The 14626-nt window shown below is 66.8% G+C and carries 14 protein-coding genes and 1 tRNA gene; 7 read left to right on the top strand and 8 right to left on the bottom strand.

The window, feature by feature from the left end:
• Nucleotides 1-195 precede the first annotated feature (195 nt).
• The gene (locus FQ775_RS11055; protein WP_206064861.1) at nucleotides 196-1428 is read right to left on the bottom strand and encodes a serine hydrolase domain-containing protein; all 1233 of its coding nucleotides are present in this window, start codon (nucleotides 1426-1428) and stop codon (nucleotides 196-198) included.
• 166 nt (nucleotides 1429-1594) lie between these two features.
• On the opposite strand from FQ775_RS11055, the gene FQ775_RS11050 reads away from it, so the two are divergent.
• Nucleotides 1595-2476 carry a LysR family transcriptional regulator gene (locus FQ775_RS11050; protein ID WP_167812898.1) on the top strand — a complete coding sequence of 294 codons (882 nt, stop codon included), beginning with the start codon at nucleotides 1595-1597 and terminating at the stop codon, nucleotides 2474-2476.
• Between the two features lie 20 nt (nucleotides 2477-2496).
• Here the strand turns inward: FQ775_RS11050 and FQ775_RS11045 are convergent, their stop codons facing one another.
• Together FQ775_RS11045 and FQ775_RS11040 are read right to left on the bottom strand one after the other, a co-directional pair.
• Entirely contained in the window at nucleotides 2497-4623 is a 2127-nt protein-coding gene (locus FQ775_RS11045; protein ID WP_146299230.1) for a DUF294 nucleotidyltransferase-like domain-containing protein, read from the bottom strand.
• 118 nt (nucleotides 4624-4741) lie between these two features.
• Entirely contained in the window at nucleotides 4742-6712 is a 1971-nt protein-coding gene (locus FQ775_RS11040) for an OmpA family protein (protein ID WP_146299229.1), read from the bottom strand.
• 119 nt (nucleotides 6713-6831) lie between these two features.
• Between FQ775_RS11040 and FQ775_RS11035 the strand changes: the two genes are divergently transcribed.
• The 5 genes from FQ775_RS11035 (at nucleotide 6832) to FQ775_RS11015 (ending at nucleotide 9296) form a co-directional block, all read left to right on the top strand.
• A complete protein-coding gene (locus tag FQ775_RS11035; protein WP_146301901.1) occupies nucleotides 6832-7278 on the top strand; it encodes a YcgN family cysteine cluster protein in 447 nt (148 codons plus the stop codon).
• Entirely contained in the window at nucleotides 7275-7796 is a 522-nt protein-coding gene (locus FQ775_RS11030) for a GNAT family N-acetyltransferase (RefSeq protein ID WP_146299228.1), read from the top strand. The genes FQ775_RS11035 and FQ775_RS11030 overlap by 4 nt, the downstream gene beginning before the upstream one ends.
• The gene (locus FQ775_RS11025) at nucleotides 7793-8206 is read left to right on the top strand and encodes a ketosteroid isomerase-related protein (RefSeq protein ID WP_146299227.1); all 414 of its coding nucleotides are present in this window, start codon (nucleotides 7793-7795) and stop codon (nucleotides 8204-8206) included. Before FQ775_RS11030 ends, FQ775_RS11025 begins: the two co-directional genes overlap by 4 nt.
• Complete coding sequence (locus tag FQ775_RS11020) at nucleotides 8203-8796, top strand: GNAT family N-acetyltransferase (RefSeq protein ID WP_146299226.1); 594 nt, start codon at nucleotides 8203-8205, stop codon at nucleotides 8794-8796. Before FQ775_RS11025 ends, FQ775_RS11020 begins: the two co-directional genes overlap by 4 nt.
• Nucleotides 8797-8927: 131 nt before the next feature.
• The gene (locus FQ775_RS11015) at nucleotides 8928-9296 is read left to right on the top strand and encodes a hypothetical protein (RefSeq protein ID WP_146299225.1); all 369 of its coding nucleotides are present in this window, start codon (nucleotides 8928-8930) and stop codon (nucleotides 9294-9296) included.
• A gap of 86 nt (nucleotides 9297-9382) precedes the next feature.
• On the opposite strand, the gene FQ775_RS11010 is transcribed toward FQ775_RS11015, so the two are convergent.
• Complete coding sequence (locus tag FQ775_RS11010; RefSeq protein WP_146299224.1) at nucleotides 9383-10096, bottom strand: SIMPL domain-containing protein; 714 nt, start codon at nucleotides 10094-10096, stop codon at nucleotides 9383-9385.
• 110 nt (nucleotides 10097-10206) lie between these two features.
• Between FQ775_RS11010 and FQ775_RS11005 the strand changes: the two genes are divergently transcribed.
• Nucleotides 10207-10282, top strand: a tRNA-Ile gene (locus FQ775_RS11005).
• Nucleotides 10283-10491: 209 nt separating this feature from the next.
• Here the strand turns inward: FQ775_RS11005 and FQ775_RS11000 are convergent.
• The 4 genes from FQ775_RS11000 to FQ775_RS10985 all read right to left on the bottom strand — a co-directional run bounded on the left by FQ775_RS11000 (nucleotide 10492) and on the right by FQ775_RS10985 (nucleotide 14619).
• The gene (locus tag FQ775_RS11000; RefSeq protein ID WP_146299223.1) at nucleotides 10492-12198 is read right to left on the bottom strand and encodes a recombinase family protein; all 1707 of its coding nucleotides are present in this window, start codon (nucleotides 12196-12198) and stop codon (nucleotides 10492-10494) included.
• Complete coding sequence (locus tag FQ775_RS10995; RefSeq protein ID WP_146299222.1) at nucleotides 12195-12725, bottom strand: DUF2924 domain-containing protein; 531 nt, start codon at nucleotides 12723-12725, stop codon at nucleotides 12195-12197. The genes FQ775_RS11000 and FQ775_RS10995 overlap by 4 nt, the downstream gene beginning before the upstream one ends.
• A 6-nt stretch (nucleotides 12726-12731) precedes the next feature.
• Nucleotides 12732-13151 (bottom strand): DUF3489 domain-containing protein, encoded by a 420-nt coding sequence (locus tag FQ775_RS10990; RefSeq protein ID WP_246730327.1) that lies wholly within the window; start codon nucleotides 13149-13151, stop codon nucleotides 12732-12734.
• Between the two features lie 625 nt (nucleotides 13152-13776).
• Nucleotides 13777-14619: an SDR family oxidoreductase gene (locus FQ775_RS10985; RefSeq protein WP_146299221.1), complete on the bottom strand. Its 843-nt coding sequence runs from the start codon at nucleotides 14617-14619 to the stop codon at nucleotides 13777-13779.
• Between the last annotated feature and the right edge of the window lie 7 nt (nucleotides 14620-14626).

Below are 14626 nucleotides of genomic sequence, written 5' to 3'. Positions count from 1 at the left end.
GGCGCCGAGGCGGTGGTGCAACGACGAAAGGCGGGGTCACGCGACCCCGCCTTCCCATATGCTGCCTGCTCGCGCCGCTGACAGGTGCGGAACGCCGCACTCGTAGCCCTGGAGCCGCCGAACGTTGCAAAAAACGTCGAGGGGCTGCGGGTTCGGCGCAATCCGGACGGAAACCCGCGTCCAAGTGTCCTGGAGCTATTCGTTGGCCAGTTTCTCGGTGATCTGCCGGAACAGTTCGGCATTTTCCTCGTCACGGCCCACCGGCTCGGCGGTGTAGCTCGCCTTCACGATGACGAGGTCGTTGGCGGGGTCGATATAGATGTACTGGTGATGGAGGCCCAGCGCCCCGTAAGCGTCCGACCCGGGGAACGTCCACCACTGATACTGATAGCCCAGCGGCTCCTCGGGACCGGCCGGTTCGTAGCCTTCGTCGGGAACGGTCGCTTCGCGTACCCAGTCGGCAGGCACGACCTGCTTGCCATTCGCCTTGCCGCCATTGAGGAACATGAGGCCGAACCGGGCATGGTCGCGCGCCGTGGCGGCGAGGCCCGCGCCGAAGAATTCCCGGCCAACCGAATCCGGACCATCCATGATCCAGTAGGCGTCGCTTTCCATGCCTGCCGGCTTCCAGAGCTTTTCCGACATGTATTGCGCGCCGGTCTTGCCGACGGTCCGCTCGAGAATGCAGCCGAGCACGCTGGTGTCGAGCGTTGCGTAGTTGAAGGCGGCGCCGGGCGCGTTCGGTCCGGGGACCGATTCCTTTGCCGCGTAATCGCACCAGCGATATTTGTAGGCGACCAGCGCGTTGTCATGGACCTGGGTCAGCTGGGTGTCGCTGCCGAACTCATAGACTTCGAGCCAGTCCACGCCTGAGCGCATGCGCAGGAGATCACGCACCGTCGGTCCATCATAACCGGTGCCCTTCATCTCGGGCAGGTAGTCGGTGACCTTGTCGTCGAGGCTCCTGATAGCGCCGTCGGCGAGTGCCAGTCCGATCAGGGTCGACACGTAGGATTTCGCCACGGAGAAGGTGAGGAAGCGCGTGTTCTCGTCGCTGCCGTTGCGGTAGGTTTCATGAACGACATTGCCGTTTTTCACCACGACCAGTGCGTTGGTGGCGGTGGCTTCCAGAATGCCGTCGAGATCGAGCGTCTCCTCGCCGAAAGAGTATTCGCCTTCAAGCGAGATCGGCTTCGACGGCAGATTCCAGACAGCCTCGTCAGCGGCGACCGACCGGGTCGCGAACATCTGGTCCATGTGCTGGAACGTCAGATAGTTGAGCGCGGCATCGAACATGTGCGCGCGCGCGGTGATCATCGTTGGCGTCAGCCAACGGGAGTCGTCATCGGTGGACGCCGCGGCTGCCTGACTACCGAGTGCCAGGGTCAGCACTATCGCCGCCGATCTGGGGATACGAAGCTGTCGCATGCATACCTTCCTCTTGGGGGTTGAAGCCGTGGATCGCGCACGCCGTGGGCCGCGCATGAACAGGTCGTTCACGTCGTGAGCCAGCCACACTGGCGGAGGCCGCGCCAGACGCATAAAGTTGCCGAGCGACAACCAATAGCGTTCAGGTGACATGAAAACGCAGCAATTGAAGGCGCTGATCGCACTTGCCGAGACTGGCTCGATCCGTGGCGCGGCGCGAAGCATGGGCCTGACCCAGAGTGCGCTGACCAAAGCGTTGCGGGAACTGGAAGCGCAGACCGGAGCGCGGCTTCTGGTTCGCGAAACGCGCGGGACGCGCTTCACCCCGGCCGGAAGTGCACTGCTGGAGCATGCGCGTCTGATCGTTGCCAGCCTGCGCCGGGCGGAAGAGGACGTGCGTCGGCTCTCGGGGCAGGCCGTGGCGAGCGCGCGCATCGCGGTGACCCCGGTCGTCGCGGTGACCAAGCTCACCGGCATCATTCAGGAATTCGAGCGCCGGCATCCGTATGGCCAGCTCGATATCGATATCGGGACGATGGCGAACGCGGTCCAGCGGCTTATCGACGGCCGGCTGGACCTGGTGCTCGGGATGGCGACACCCGCGGCGTTGCCGGCTGACCTCGACTTCCGGCCAATGGGCGAAATCCTGCTGGCGCCGGTCAGCGGCTCGGAGCGCCTTGCCCGCCGCCCGGTCAGCTGGGAGGAACTGGCGCGGGAGCGTTGGCTGCTCAGTCCGGTACCCGGCGGCGCCGACCAGGCGGCACTCGACTGGCTCGAAGACAAGGGGGTGCGGCTCGCGCACCCGCCGATGCTGTGTCGGTCGCCTTTCCTGCACGCCGTGCTGAACCGGTCGACGGACCTGATCAGCTTCTGCCCGACCCAGATTCTCGAAGACGTTTCGCTATGGGGAAGAGGCCTGCATCAGCTGCAGGTGCCCGACCTGCCGCCGCCGCTGCCGGTGGGAATCATGACACGAAAGCATGTGCCGCTGTCGCTTGCGGCGCGCGATATCGTGGAGATCTCGTCACGACTGATGCAGTCGATCTGAGCGGGGATTGTCAACCTTATCTAGCCAAACATCAGGTCGCGCGCGAGGTCGGGCACGATCTGAATTGTCTTCAGTGCGGCTTTCAGCTCGGCCTGCTCGTCGCGCGACAGCGCTGCGGTCTCGACGCGGTTGGAGGCGGGGATGCCGGCCAGGAGATCGCGACTTTGCTGGGCAAGGAGCAGCCGCATCATGAGGGCATGGGCGCGGATGACGCGGTTGAGGTCGGCTTCGCCGCCGATCCCGTTGCCGATCAGCGCCTCCAGCCGGGCGCGAGTGGAATGCAGGCGGATGTCGTGGCGGATCGCCAGCGTGCGCGCTAGCGCGACGGCCGGGAAGAGCCCGAACATCTTGAGATCGAGGCGGCCTTCGTGGGTGTGGAAGCCGCCAAGCAGGGTGAAAGGGCTGGATCGCGCGAAGAGCCGCTCGCCGAGCAGCTTGGCGAACTCCGTGTGACGGCTGCCGAGTTCGTAGGCGAGGTTGAAAAGCTCACTCGCCAGCCGCGCTTCGCCGGCAACGGCCACCATGTCGAAAAAGATGTCGACATTGAGCAGGTCTTCGGGCCGGGAGCGGGCGATCCAGTTGGCAATGCGCTCCCTCCAGGTGGCAGAGGAACCACGCCATTCGGGGTTTTTCGCCATCACGCCGCCGGTACAGAACGGCACGCCGGCGGCGTCGAGCATGGTCGCGATCTTGTCGCCGAGGGCTGCGAACCAGAGATCTTCGCGACCGCCCGGTTCGCCTTCGGCAAAGACGATGGCGTTGTCCTGGTCCGGGGCGAGCAGGCTTTCGCCGCGCCCGGCCGAGCCGAGCACCATGACCGCGTAGGGGCAGGGCGGGGCGCCGCGCCCTTCGGCGAGCATTTCGGTCTCGGCGATGGCGGCGGCGCGACGGGTGAGGCCGCGCAATTCCTCGCTGACGATCTCGGCGATCGTGCGGGCGTCGATCTCCTCCTCGATCAGGCCGCGGGCAACGGCCGGCAAAGTCGCCCAGGCGGCGGCCATTGCTTCCGCGTCGCCCGCCGCCTCGATGTCGTCGTCGAGGCTGATCGCGGCGCCGGCGCGCAGACGCAGGAGGTCGCGCGCCGAAACGATGCCGGCGAGACGGCCATCCTCGTCGCGCACGGCGAGATGGCGGACCTTCAACCGGTCCATGCGCCCGATGGCGCGGTAGGCGAAGGCGGCGGCGCGAATGCTCTTGACCGGCCGGTTGGCGATCTCGCCGAGGGGAAGCGTGAAGGCGTCGGCGCCCGACGCGGCGATGCGGCGCATGACGTCGCGCTCGGTGACGATGGCGTAGTCCGACAGCAGTGCACCGGGTTCGCCGTCGGCCGAGACGAGCAGGGCGCCGATGCCGCGTCCGACCATCTGCGCGATGGCATCGCGCAGCGTGTCGCGCTCGCGCGCCACCACCGGCGGAGCGCTCATCAGTTCACCGATGCGATGGCGGTAGGCGAAGGGATCGACCGCGCCCAAGGCCTGGCGGCTGGCGAAGCGGTCGGGCCGGGAGACGGGCGCGGCCCAGCCGGCACGGTGATGCTGGTCAAGCTCGCCGGCAAGCGACAGGCAGGCGCGCTCGGCCTCGGCCAGCGTTCTGACGCCGCGCCCGGCAAGCTTCGGCAGAAGCGCGACGAAGATATCGGCGGCGGCGATCGCGTCGCCGAGGGCGCTGTGACGACCTTCGACGGCGACGCCGAGCCAGGCGGCGATGGTGTCGAGGGAATTGTCGGGAAGGCGTGCACCGGCGACGGTGGCGAGCAGGCGAACGCAGAGTGTGCGCGCCTTGTCAAGGACGATGCCGACGCGCTCGGCCTCTGCGGCCATGACGGCAAGATCGAAACCGATCGAGTAGCCGATGACGACGCGGCCGGCGACGTAGGCGCCAAGTGCTTCGGCGGCGCGCGGCCAGGCGGGGGCGTCGCGCACCATGGCGTTGGTAATGCCGTGGATGCGGGTCGCGGCGCCGGGAATGGCAATGCGCGGGTCGACCAGCATCTCGAAGCTGTCATCGTGCTTCACCTTGCCTGCGGCGACGGCCACGGCGCCGAGCTGGACGATGCGCGCGGCGGCCGCATCGAGCCCGGTCGTCTCGGTGTCGAGCGCCACCGCGTCGAGCGCGGCAAGGGGTGTGGCTCCGCTGGTCTTGCGCATCGTGCCTCCATAGCAGGAGACGGGGCGGAGCGACATTGATCCGGATCAGCGCGGATCGACGCGCAAAGGCCCGACCGTGGTGGCCGGGCCTTCACGTCCAGAGGATCGGACGGTAGGGTCAGTTGGCCTGCGCGACCGGGGCCACCAGCGGCGTGATGCGGCGGATGGCGACGCGGCGGTTTTCGCGCTCGCGCTCCTCGGTCCGCACCTTCAGATAGCGCTCGCCATAACCCTGGGTGACCAGGTTTTCCGGCGGGATGCCGAAGACGTTGGTGAGCGCCACGGCCACGGCCTCGGCGCGCTGGTCCGACAGGGCCAGATTGGCAAGGTCGGAGCCGACGGCGTCGGTGTGGCCCTCGATCAGGAAGGTCTCGCCGGGGTTTTCCTCAAGCAGGCGCTCGATGGCGGTGGCCACGCCCTCCAGCCGGGCGACCTCGCTCTCGGCGATCGAGGCCGAGCCGAACTCGAAGGTGATGGTGTCGAGATCGACGCGGCGCACCGTGTCGCGGATGCGGGCGGAGCGCTTGACCTCGTCGATGGAATAGAGGCGGCGTACCTTCTCGACCGGCGGCTGGTCGAGGAACTCGTAGTAGGTCTCGGGCCGCTCGACGCGGCGGGCGTCGAGTATGTAGTCGCGCGCCGGAATCCTCAGCCGCAGCGGCGGCAGGTCGGCGCCCGGATCACGCCAGTCGCGCACGCGCTCGTAATGACGCTCGTCGACATAGACGAGCACGATCTCGCGACCATCCGGCGTGATGCGCGAGCGGCGCACCACGTCGCCATAGCGGTTGCGGATAGTGACGATGCGGCTGCCATTGGGCCGGACAATCACCTCGCGCTCGCGGCCGCGCGGCAGACGCTCGTAATAGACCTCGCTTGCGTCGCGGCGCAGGCGCGGCCTGTCGGAGCTTTCCACGAAGGTCTGGTTGTTGAACTGGATGACGAAGCGGTCGCCGAATTCGCGCACGACCTCGGCACCTTCGGGCCGCTCGCGGCGGCGTTCACGGTCTTCGCCGGCTTCCTGGCGCTCGACGCGTTCGCCTTCCTCGGCAATCGCCGATTCCAGCTGTTCGGGCCGGGCCTCCTCATCCTGGGCGGCGGCGTCGGTCTCCGGCGGGGGCGCGTTTTCCTCCCCGGCCGGCGCGGCGGTCTGCTCGTCGGCCGGCGCAGCAGGATCGGTCGCGGACGGTTCGCCGACTGCCTGCTCGGCAGGCTGCTCCTTGGCGCTGTCGAGGATCGGCGCGGCGTTGCCGTCCTGTGCCGGTTCGCCTTCGGCCTGCTCGGCGGGTTCTCCGGCCGCCGCGTCAGGCTGTTCGGCGGGTGGCTGCGCGGCCTCCGTTTCAGGCTCCTCGGCCGGCGGTTCCTCGGCAGGGGTGCTGGCGGCGGGCTCTTCGGCTGCGGGCTCCTCCATGGCCGGTTCTTCGGCGGCAGGTTCCTCGGCGGCGGGCTCTTCGGGATCATCCGCCGGGGCGGGCTCCTCGGTGGCGGCGGGCTGCTCGGCCTCGGCCTCCGGTTGTTCAGCCGGTTCGGCCGCGGGCTGCTCCGCATCCGCGGGCGCGTCGTCGGCCGCGTCAGGCTGCTCTTCGGCCGGTTTCGGTTCCGGCTCCGGGGTTATCTCCTCGACGACAGGCTGTTCCGGCGCATCCGCCGGTTCGGCTTCTTGGGCCTGCGCCGGCTCCGCGGTGGCTGCCGGCTCTTCGGCGGCTTCCGGCTTCGGTTCGGGCTCGGGAGCGGCTTCCGGCGTCGGCTGTTGCTGCTTCGGGGCGGGTTCGGGCGCGACCTCCGGGGTCGGCGCCTCGGCTGCCGGCTTGTCGGCGGGTTGCGCGGCTTCCGGCGGGGGCTCCTGAGCGGCGGGCGCCTCCTCGGCCGCCGGCGCGGCCTCCTCGGCGGCGGGCGCGTCTTCCTTCGGGGGAAGCTCTTCCTTCACCGCCTCCTCGGCGGCGTTGTCGTTCTGGGCGAGCAGCAGCTGGCCGGTCGGCCGGGCGGTCTCGATGCGGTCGTAGGTCGCCGATGCGGGGTAGGCCGGCGCGACGCCCAGCAGCAGCGCGAGCGCGGTGCTGCCGGCAAGAATGCGAGCGTGGAGCGTCATTTGTGGCTGGTTCCTCTGGTCAAATCCCTTCCCGACAAGAACCCGGTGGGCGGCGGTTGGTTCCATCGCATGGCGTCTCGGCGCTTGACGATCTGCGCCTGAGGCGCGAAACCGCCGCGATGTCGACGCCGTTCTGGAAGCGCAAGCAACTGACCGAGATGACCGCGGCGGAGTGGGAAGCGCTCTGCGACGGCTGCGGCAAGTGCTGCCTGGCCAAGCTCGAGGACGAGGACACCGGCGCGATCCACTGGACCAGCGTCGCCTGTCGACTGTTCGACGCGGGGCTGTGCCGCTGTACCGACTACGAAAACCGGCTCGAGCGCGTGGCCGATTGCGTGCGGCTGACGCCGGAAAACGTGACGACGCTGTCGTGGTTGCCTGCGACCTGTGCCTACCGGCTGGTGGCCGAGGGCCGCGACCTTTTTTCCTGGCACCCGCTCGTTTCCGGGCGCCGCGACAGCGTGCACGAGGCCGGCATCTCCGTGCGCGGCAAGGTCACCGCCTCGGAAGACGACTTGGCCGAGGTCGAGGCCTATTTCGACCACATGCTGGAGGCCGAGCCGTGACGGCCGTCTTCATCCGCCCGGCGCGTGACGACGATGCCGACGAGATTCTTGCGATGGCCTGCGCGCTGGCGCGCGGCCATGGCGAACCCGACGATCTGCTGACGGTCGAGATGGTGCGTGCCGAGATGCTGGCCGATAACGGGCCGATACAGGTTCTGATTGCCGATTGCGGCGAGATCGCCGGTTACATCTCGCTGCTGCCGGCGTTCGAGTCCGGCCATGCCTCGCGGGGACTCTATGTCGCCGACCTCTACGTGAAGCCGGAGTTTCGTCGCGGCGGCGTCGCGAAAAAGCTGATGGCCGCCGCTGCGGCGACGGCGCGCGCCGAAGGCTGCGGGCATCTGTGGCTCACCATGCAGAAGACCAACGAACGCGCCGAGCGTTTCTACCGGACCGTGGCCGACGTGCGCGCCGAGGTGGTCGCCTTCGCTGTCACCGGCGATCGCTTCGCAGCTCTTGCAACCGAGGGCGAGGCCGCGCGTTCAGCCAAAACCTTCAGCGACAGGATCAAAGAATGAGCGAAGCCGAAACCCGCCGCCTGGTCGAGCGCTATCTCGAAGCTTTCAACGCGGCCGACAACGAGGCCATGCTGGCGCTGCTTTCCGACGATGTCGCGCACGACATCAATCAGGGCGGACGCGAGATCGGCGTCGAGAAGTTCCGCTGGTTCCTCGGCATGATGGGGAGACACTACCGCGAGGAGCTTTCGGACATCGCGATCATGGTCGGCGAGGGCGGTGTGCGCGCGGCGGCCGAATTCACCGTGCGCGGCACCTACCTGGCGACCGCCGAGGGGCTGCCGGAGGCGAACGGCCAGACCTACTCGCTGCCGGCCGGCATCTTCTTCGAGGTCGACGACGGCCGCATCTCGCGGGTGACGACCTACTACAACCTCACCGACTGGATCGCGCAGGTCACCAAGGCATGAGTCTCGAGGTCCGCCGGCTTGGCGAGGACGAGGCGAAGGCCCGCTTTGACGATCTGGCGCGGCTGCGCATCACCGTCTTTCGCGACTATCCCTATCTCTACGACGGCGACGCCGACTACGAGCGACGTTACCTTGCGACCTATTTCGCCGCCGACAAGGCGGTCATCATCGGCGCCTTCAATGGCGAGGAACTGGTCGGCGCGGCGACGGCGGCACCACTGTCGCAGCATTTCGACGCGTTTGCGCGGCCCTTCGCCGAGCGCGGGCTGAAGGTCGAGGAGTTTTTCTATCTTGGCGAGTCGGTGCTTCTGGCGCCGTATCGGGGCAGGGGCGTCGGGGTGCGCTTTTTCGAGGAGCGCGAGCAGGCGGCGCGCGGCTTCGGCTTTCAAGCTTGCGTCTTTTCCGCCGTGGTACGGCCACCCGACCATCCGGCGCGGCCGGCCGGTCATCAACCGCTTGATACGTTCTGGCGCCGGCGCGGTTACGCCCGCATTCCCGGCCTGGTGACGGAGTTTTCCTGGCGCGAGATCGGCGAGACGGCAGAGACCGCGAAGCCGATGGAATACTGGATGCGGCGCCTCGACGCCTGAAACACCTGCCTTGTTGATGAATGTGGCATGAACGGGCGGTTCGCCCGGGGTTCAGGCTGCGGCTGGCATTTTCGGACTATCGCCTCGGCGACAACAACACCGACCCCGAAACCGCCCGCAGGAGTAAGACCATGTTCCGTTTCCTCAAGACCGCCGCCCTTGCCTCCATGATCGGCGTCGGTGCCATCGGCGCGACCGCCGGCACCGCACAGGCCGACGGGCTGTCGATCGGCTTTGGCGGCTCCGGTGGCCATTTCTCGATGTATTTCGGCGATGGTGGCCGCCACTGGCATAGTGACCGGCGCTGGGGCAAGGGCCGGCATTTCCGCCGCGGCTGCACGCCGTGGCGCGCGGTGAACAAGGCGCGCCACATGGGTGTGCGCCATGCCCGTGTCGTGCGCGCCAACCATCGCATCATCAAGGTGCGCGGCCGCAAGTTTGGCCACCGCGTCAACATCGTCTTCGCGCGCGCGCCGCACTGCCCGGTCCTGAACTGGTAAGTTGGTTTCGCGGTTCGCCGCGACCGGCCTGACGCAAAACCGCCGGCGGATCGCTCCGCCGGCGGTTTCGTTTCAGTTGCGGCGGCTCATTCGCCGCCGATGGCGAAGCTCATATTGACCTGGACGGTATAGGTGTTCTCGCCGGCCTCGACCGGAGCCGCGCCCATTGCCTCGGCGCGGGCCTTGAACGGCATCGGCGACGGGCCGGAATTCTGTTCGTTGATTTCCACCACCGGGCCGAGCGCCACGCCAGCCGCTTCGGCGAGCGTGCGTGCCTTGGCGAGTGCGTCGGCGACCGCGGCCTTGCGCGCCTCGGTGATGGCGGCGGAGGGGTCGTCATTGCCGAAGGCGATGCCGCCGCCCTGGTTGACGCCAAGGGTGACGGCGCGGTCCAGCACTTCGCCGACGCGGTCGATCTCGCGCACGCGGACGCTCAGCGTGTTGGTCACCTGATAGGCGACGATCTCGGAGGTCTGGCGGCCGTCATCGTAGCTGCGCGATTCGTAGCGCGGATGGATCTGGATGCCGGCCGTCTGCAGGTCGCGGTCGGCGATGCCGGCCTCCTTCATCGCCGCGATGACGGCGGCCATGGCCTCGTTGTTGGCGTCCATCGCCTGGCGGGCGCTTTCGGCCTCGCGCATCACCGACAGCGACACCATTGCCAGATCGGGCTTCAGGCTCGCCTCGCCCTCGCCGGTGACGAGGATACGCGGCGCCGGCTGCTGCTGGGCCACTGCCGGCAGGGCGGCAGCGAGCGACAGGGCGCCGGCGAAGGCGAGGGGCAGGGCGGCACGGATCATGGGTTCGACTCCGGTTTCAAGACGTTGTCGCGGAGGTAGGGGCCGATTGTGGGTGGATTGCGGCGCGCGCTTGTGCCGGTGACGAAAAGCAACTAATTCACGGGGCCGTGGGGCCTGTAGCTCAATGGTTAGAGCCGGCGGCTCATAACCGCTTGGTTGGGGGTTCGAGTCCCTCCGGGCCCACCACTCAGTCTCCTGCCATTCGCCTGTTTCCGGCGGTCTCCAGATAGCCCCGTCTTTTCCGTGACTTGCGCGGGTGTGGTCGCCGACGTTTGGCGACAGAGACGCAATTGGCACCAATTGTGTGGCACAACGCGGCTCTTGTCTCTGCAGGGTCGTTTCCGTGTCCAAACGTTTGCGGCGGCGATGGTTGGATGATCGAGTGACTGAGGCACTCAGTCGGCCAGGAGGCTCTGCTGCCGTGCCCAGGAGAGGGGCAGGTCGCTGATGCGGGACAAGCGCTGGGCCGTCAGGTGTTCCGGCTGCGTGCCGGAGAGGATGGTCTCGGTGATGCAAGGGGCAAGGAAGGCGAGGGGAAGCAGCCGGCTGACCTCGGATAGATCCGTGTTGTTGAGCGTGGCGACTTCGCTCAGCGAGCGACCGCCGCCTTCCGTCAGCTGACGGAGGAAGAGGTGTGCCCGCAGGACAAGGCTGATGAGAGCGTCGTCCTGGCGTGGAGCCCGAGCCTGCCGATCATGCAGGATCAGACACTGCTCGACGCCGCGTCGGCGAAGCGAGAAGGGGCATTCGATCCGAACGAGCCGTGGCGTGGAGTTGGCAGCACCTGTCGTGCTCGCCCTCGTGCCTGTCAGATCGTCGGTCAGGGCTTCGACATCGAAGACGATGGTCAACTGTCCCGGCAGAAGCTCCACGGCCTGGATGAAGTGACGCAGCATGGCTAGTTTTTCAAGCGGCACTGCGGACTGATAGCCCTCAAGCAGCGCAGTCGAACGATCGAGCGCTGTCGCCACGTCACTCGTATAAGCGGATTCCTGAATCCAGCCAGACAGTTGCGCCCGGTCGGTCAGAACCCGAGTGAGCTGATGCTCAACCACTGATTCAAGCTGGGCAGCAGGCAGCCGCCAGCCGGCCAATGCGTTGTCGCTGCCTTCGACCTTGTCCTTGGAGACGTAGTAGCGATAGCGAGTGCCCTTCTTGTTGGCGTGAGCCGAGCGAAGCACGTCGCCATTCTCGTCGCGCACCAGGCCTGTCAGAAGATGCGTGCCAGTGCTGTTGGTGGCACTCCTTCTTTGCGGCGCCTGCGACGCCAGCAGCGCCTGGGTCTCGGCGAACACGTCCGGCTCCACGATCGGTTCGTGCTGTCCGTCGTGAAGCTGATCGCGGTGGCGGATCTTGCCGACATAGATCGGGTTGGAGAGTAGGTGATAGAGATTGCCGCGACAGAAGGAGCGCAGGCGCACCGGGTCGTCCGTTTCCTTCAACGTGGCGGCGTAGCCCTGTGCCTTCGCTTCCTTGGAGAGTGCCCGTACGGACTTCAGCTCCAGATACCGCTGGAACAGGAAGCGCACGATCTCGGCCTCCTGTTCGTGGACGATCAGCTTGCGGTTCTGAGCCCGGTAGCCAAGCGGGACGGTGCCGCCCATCCACATGCCCTTCTTCTTCGAAGCAGCGATCTTGTCGCGGATGCGCTCGGCCGTGACCTCGCGCTCGAACTGGGCGAAAGACAGAAGCATGTTGAGGGTCAGCCTGCCCATCGAGGTGGTGGTGTTGAACTGCTGGGTGACGGAGACGAAGGAGGCTTCGGCCTCATCGAAGATCTCCACGATCCTGGCGAAGTCCGACAGCGACCGGGTCAGCCGGTCGATCTTGTAGACCACCACCACGTCGATGCGCCGCTCGCGCACATCGGTGAGCAATCTCTGAAGTGCCGGCCTCTCCATCGTGCCGCCGGAGATGCCGCCATCGTCATAGCGGTCTGGAACGAGCTTCCATCCGAGAGATGCCTGCGAGGCGATGTAGGCCGCACAGGCTTCACGCTGTGCGTCGAGCGAGTTGAAGTCCTGGTCAAGACCTTCCTCAGTCGACTTGCGGGTGTAGATCGCGCAGCGCAGGCGCCGGACGGTATTGCCGTTGCCGCTCATAGCCCGAAGAACCTCGGACCGGACCAGTGGGTGCCGGTGATGCGCCTGGCAACCGCCGTCAGCGAACGGTAGAGCTTGCCGTCGAAGAGGATGCCGTCCTCGGTGATGTCGACGACATGCATGCGCCCGTTCCACTCGCGCATCAGCCGGGTACCCGGTGCCGGCGGCGGCTTGATCATCGCAGCGGCGGACGCTGCAGCCGATCCAGCCGTGCCCACCGAATTGGGCCTCACAAGATCTGACGACGCGACGCAACCGCTGTTGTCGGCACCAGCGGATCCCTTCGCCACTTGGCGTTCCATCTCCCTCTGCTTCGTATATTGCCGGATCGCCCGGCGGGCATGCGTCGACAGTCCGCCGAGCCGCCTTGCCTGCAGATGCCAGGCTGCGGATCGTTCCAGCAGACCACGCTTGACGCCCTTGGGTGGCGGGCAGCCATGGGCCTTCACCCACGCCGCCACCAGTTCCTCTCGCGGGAGGTCGCAGATTGCTGCGACCTCCCGCTCCAGCTTGTGATCGGCCCGCATGATGCTTCAGCCGGCCCTCGTCTCGCCGACGATGCGATAGCGCCTGGCGCCTTCCTTGCCGGTCTCGCTCTCGACGGTCAGACCCATCGTCTTCTTGACCGTGCCCGAGAGGAAGCCCCGCACCGAGTGCGCCTGCCAGCCGGTTGCCTCCATCATCGCGGCAATCGTCGCGCCCTTGCTGCTCCTCAACAGCTTGAGCACGGCATCCGACTTGGTCACCTTCTGCCTGCCATTCGATGCGGCTGCAGAAGCCTTGGTGTGCGCCTTGCCGGGTTTGCCGCCAGGCTTGCCCTGCTGCTTCGACCTGCGCCGCTTCTTCGGCCTCTCGTCCGAGCGAGGGGTCGCTTCGGCGGCCGGCTTCGAGGCCGGCGCCATCGTGTCCCCGCCGCTGGTGGTGGTGGTCAGGTCGGTGTCGTTGAGTGGCATGATGCTTCTCCTTCAGCTTGAGGCAGCCGGACCGTCCGGCGCCCGTACTGGCTGAAGCCCGCAGTCGCGGGCTGGAGAAGGCGGTGGGGCCAAATCGACCGGCGCTCACCGTCCGAACAGCAATGCTTCCGTTGCGGGTGAAGTCAAATGGAAAGCGACGAGGAGCGAAACGACGGGAAGGGGCCGTCAGCGGACCGACCGGTCTTGGGGATCAAACCAGAGAAAGCAGACGTCCGTGTTTGCGGTCATACCTATGCCGCGAAGGACGAAATGCAGACTGACTGTGGTTGAGACGTAGAGAAAGTCCGACGTTCTGCGCGATACGCTAGATATGTTTTAGGGCGAAGCGCTCATGAACGAGCCCTATCACAGCGGATCAACAGCCTGGGAGCGATCACTCCGCGCCGTGAATACGTATGACCCGGAGTATATCCGATATATTCCCAGGCCCATGTCTCCACTTGTCCGAAATTTCCAAGCTGTCTTGCTGAGTTTTCAGCATGCCAATTGGCTCTCATGCTGCCTTTGAAACATGAGACGACATTTGCTTTTCGTTCCGGGAGGCCGTTGCATGCTTTGGAACTGGTGGGCAGCTTCTCTCGCCTTACAGGTGCTTGCAGCGCGTTTATCGGGGTGGCATCTTGGTCAGTCTCTCCAACGCAGGCAGTGATACGGCGCGGTTGTAGAGACCGGAACCGGACAGCGCCATGCCCCCGTCGACCACGACGCGCGTGCCGGTGACGTAGGAGGAGAGCGGTAGCGACAGCATGACGGCCATCGCACCCACCTCGTCGGTTCCGCCGTAGCGCCCGAGCGGGATCATCGAGGTCCACGTATCCTCGCCGGCCGCCTCGTCCAGCCGCTTCATGCCCTCCGTGCCTGCGATGGCGCCGGGAACGAGCGCATTGGAGCGGATGCCGAAGCGGCCCCATTCCAGCGCAAGGCTGGCCATCAGGTTGTCGATGCCGGCCTTTGCGGCGCCGCCGTGCGACTGGCCGACGAAGGGCATGACCGACTGTCCGGCAGAGATGAAGAGGATCGAGCCGCGCGTCTCCTTCAACTGGCCAAAGGCGGCATGGGACGCGTTGAAGCTGCCGAGCAGGTCGATCTCGACCACGGTACGGAAACCCTTGGCGTTCATCGCTTCGGCGCGGGCGACGAAGTTGCCGGCAGCGCCGCAGACCAGCACGTCGACGCTGCCGAGCTCGCGGCGACTGGTCTCCAGCGCGGCGGCAAGCGCGTCGTAGTCGCGTACGTCCGCAACGCTGGCGCTGACCCGTGCGCCGAGCGCCTCGAGCTCGCGCGCCGCGCCCTCGAGCCGCTCGAGCGAGCGGCCGCAGATGGCGACGTCGGCGCCGACCCTGGCGAAGGTCTTGCCGATGCCGAGATTGATGCCGCTGCCGCCGCCGGTGATGAAGACCACCTTGCCCTTCATCGCGTCCGGGGCGATCCAGTCGTTGATGCTCATGGTCGGC

Source organism: Nitratireductor mangrovi (genome assembly GCF_007922615.2).
In the GTDB taxonomy this organism is placed as follows: Bacteria; Pseudomonadota; Alphaproteobacteria; order Rhizobiales; family Rhizobiaceae; genus Mangrovimarina; species Mangrovimarina mangrovi.
The sequence above is the reverse complement of the archived record's forward strand: the minus strand, read 5'-3'. Positions and strand labels throughout refer to the sequence as shown.

What these genes read in the sequence shown, in the direction of transcription:
- FQ775_RS11055 (WP_206064861.1), bottom strand. Translation starts at nt 1,428, where the DNA reads ATGCGACAGCTTCGTATCCCCAGATCGGCGGCGATAGTGCTGACCCTG.
- FQ775_RS11045 (WP_146299230.1), bottom strand. Translation starts at nt 4,623, where the DNA reads ATGCGCAAGACCAGCGGAGCCACACCCCTTGCCGCGCTCGACGCGGTG.
- FQ775_RS11040 (WP_146299229.1), bottom strand. Translation starts at nt 6,712, where the DNA reads ATGACGCTCCACGCTCGCATTCTTGCCGGCAGCACCGCGCTCGCGCTG.
- FQ775_RS11035 (WP_146301901.1), top strand. Translation starts at nt 6,832, where the DNA reads ATGTCGACGCCGTTCTGGAAGCGCAAGCAACTGACCGAGATGACCGCG.
- FQ775_RS11025 (WP_146299227.1), top strand. Translation starts at nt 7,793, where the DNA reads ATGAGCGAAGCCGAAACCCGCCGCCTGGTCGAGCGCTATCTCGAAGCT.
- FQ775_RS11020 (WP_146299226.1), top strand. Translation starts at nt 8,203, where the DNA reads ATGAGTCTCGAGGTCCGCCGGCTTGGCGAGGACGAGGCGAAGGCCCGC.
- FQ775_RS11015 (WP_146299225.1), top strand. Translation starts at nt 8,928, where the DNA reads ATGTTCCGTTTCCTCAAGACCGCCGCCCTTGCCTCCATGATCGGCGTC.
- FQ775_RS11010 (WP_146299224.1), bottom strand. Translation starts at nt 10,096, where the DNA reads ATGATCCGTGCCGCCCTGCCCCTCGCCTTCGCCGGCGCCCTGTCGCTC.
- FQ775_RS11000 (WP_146299223.1), bottom strand. Translation starts at nt 12,198, where the DNA reads ATGAGCGGCAACGGCAATACCGTCCGGCGCCTGCGCTGCGCGATCTAC.
- FQ775_RS10995 (WP_146299222.1), bottom strand. Translation starts at nt 12,725, where the DNA reads ATGCGGGCCGATCACAAGCTGGAGCGGGAGGTCGCAGCAATCTGCGAC.
- FQ775_RS10990 (WP_246730327.1), bottom strand. Translation starts at nt 13,151, where the DNA reads ATGCCACTCAACGACACCGACCTGACCACCACCACCAGCGGCGGGGAC.
- FQ775_RS10985 (WP_146299221.1), bottom strand. Translation starts at nt 14,619, where the DNA reads ATGAGCATCAACGACTGGATCGCCCCGGACGCGATGAAGGGCAAGGTG.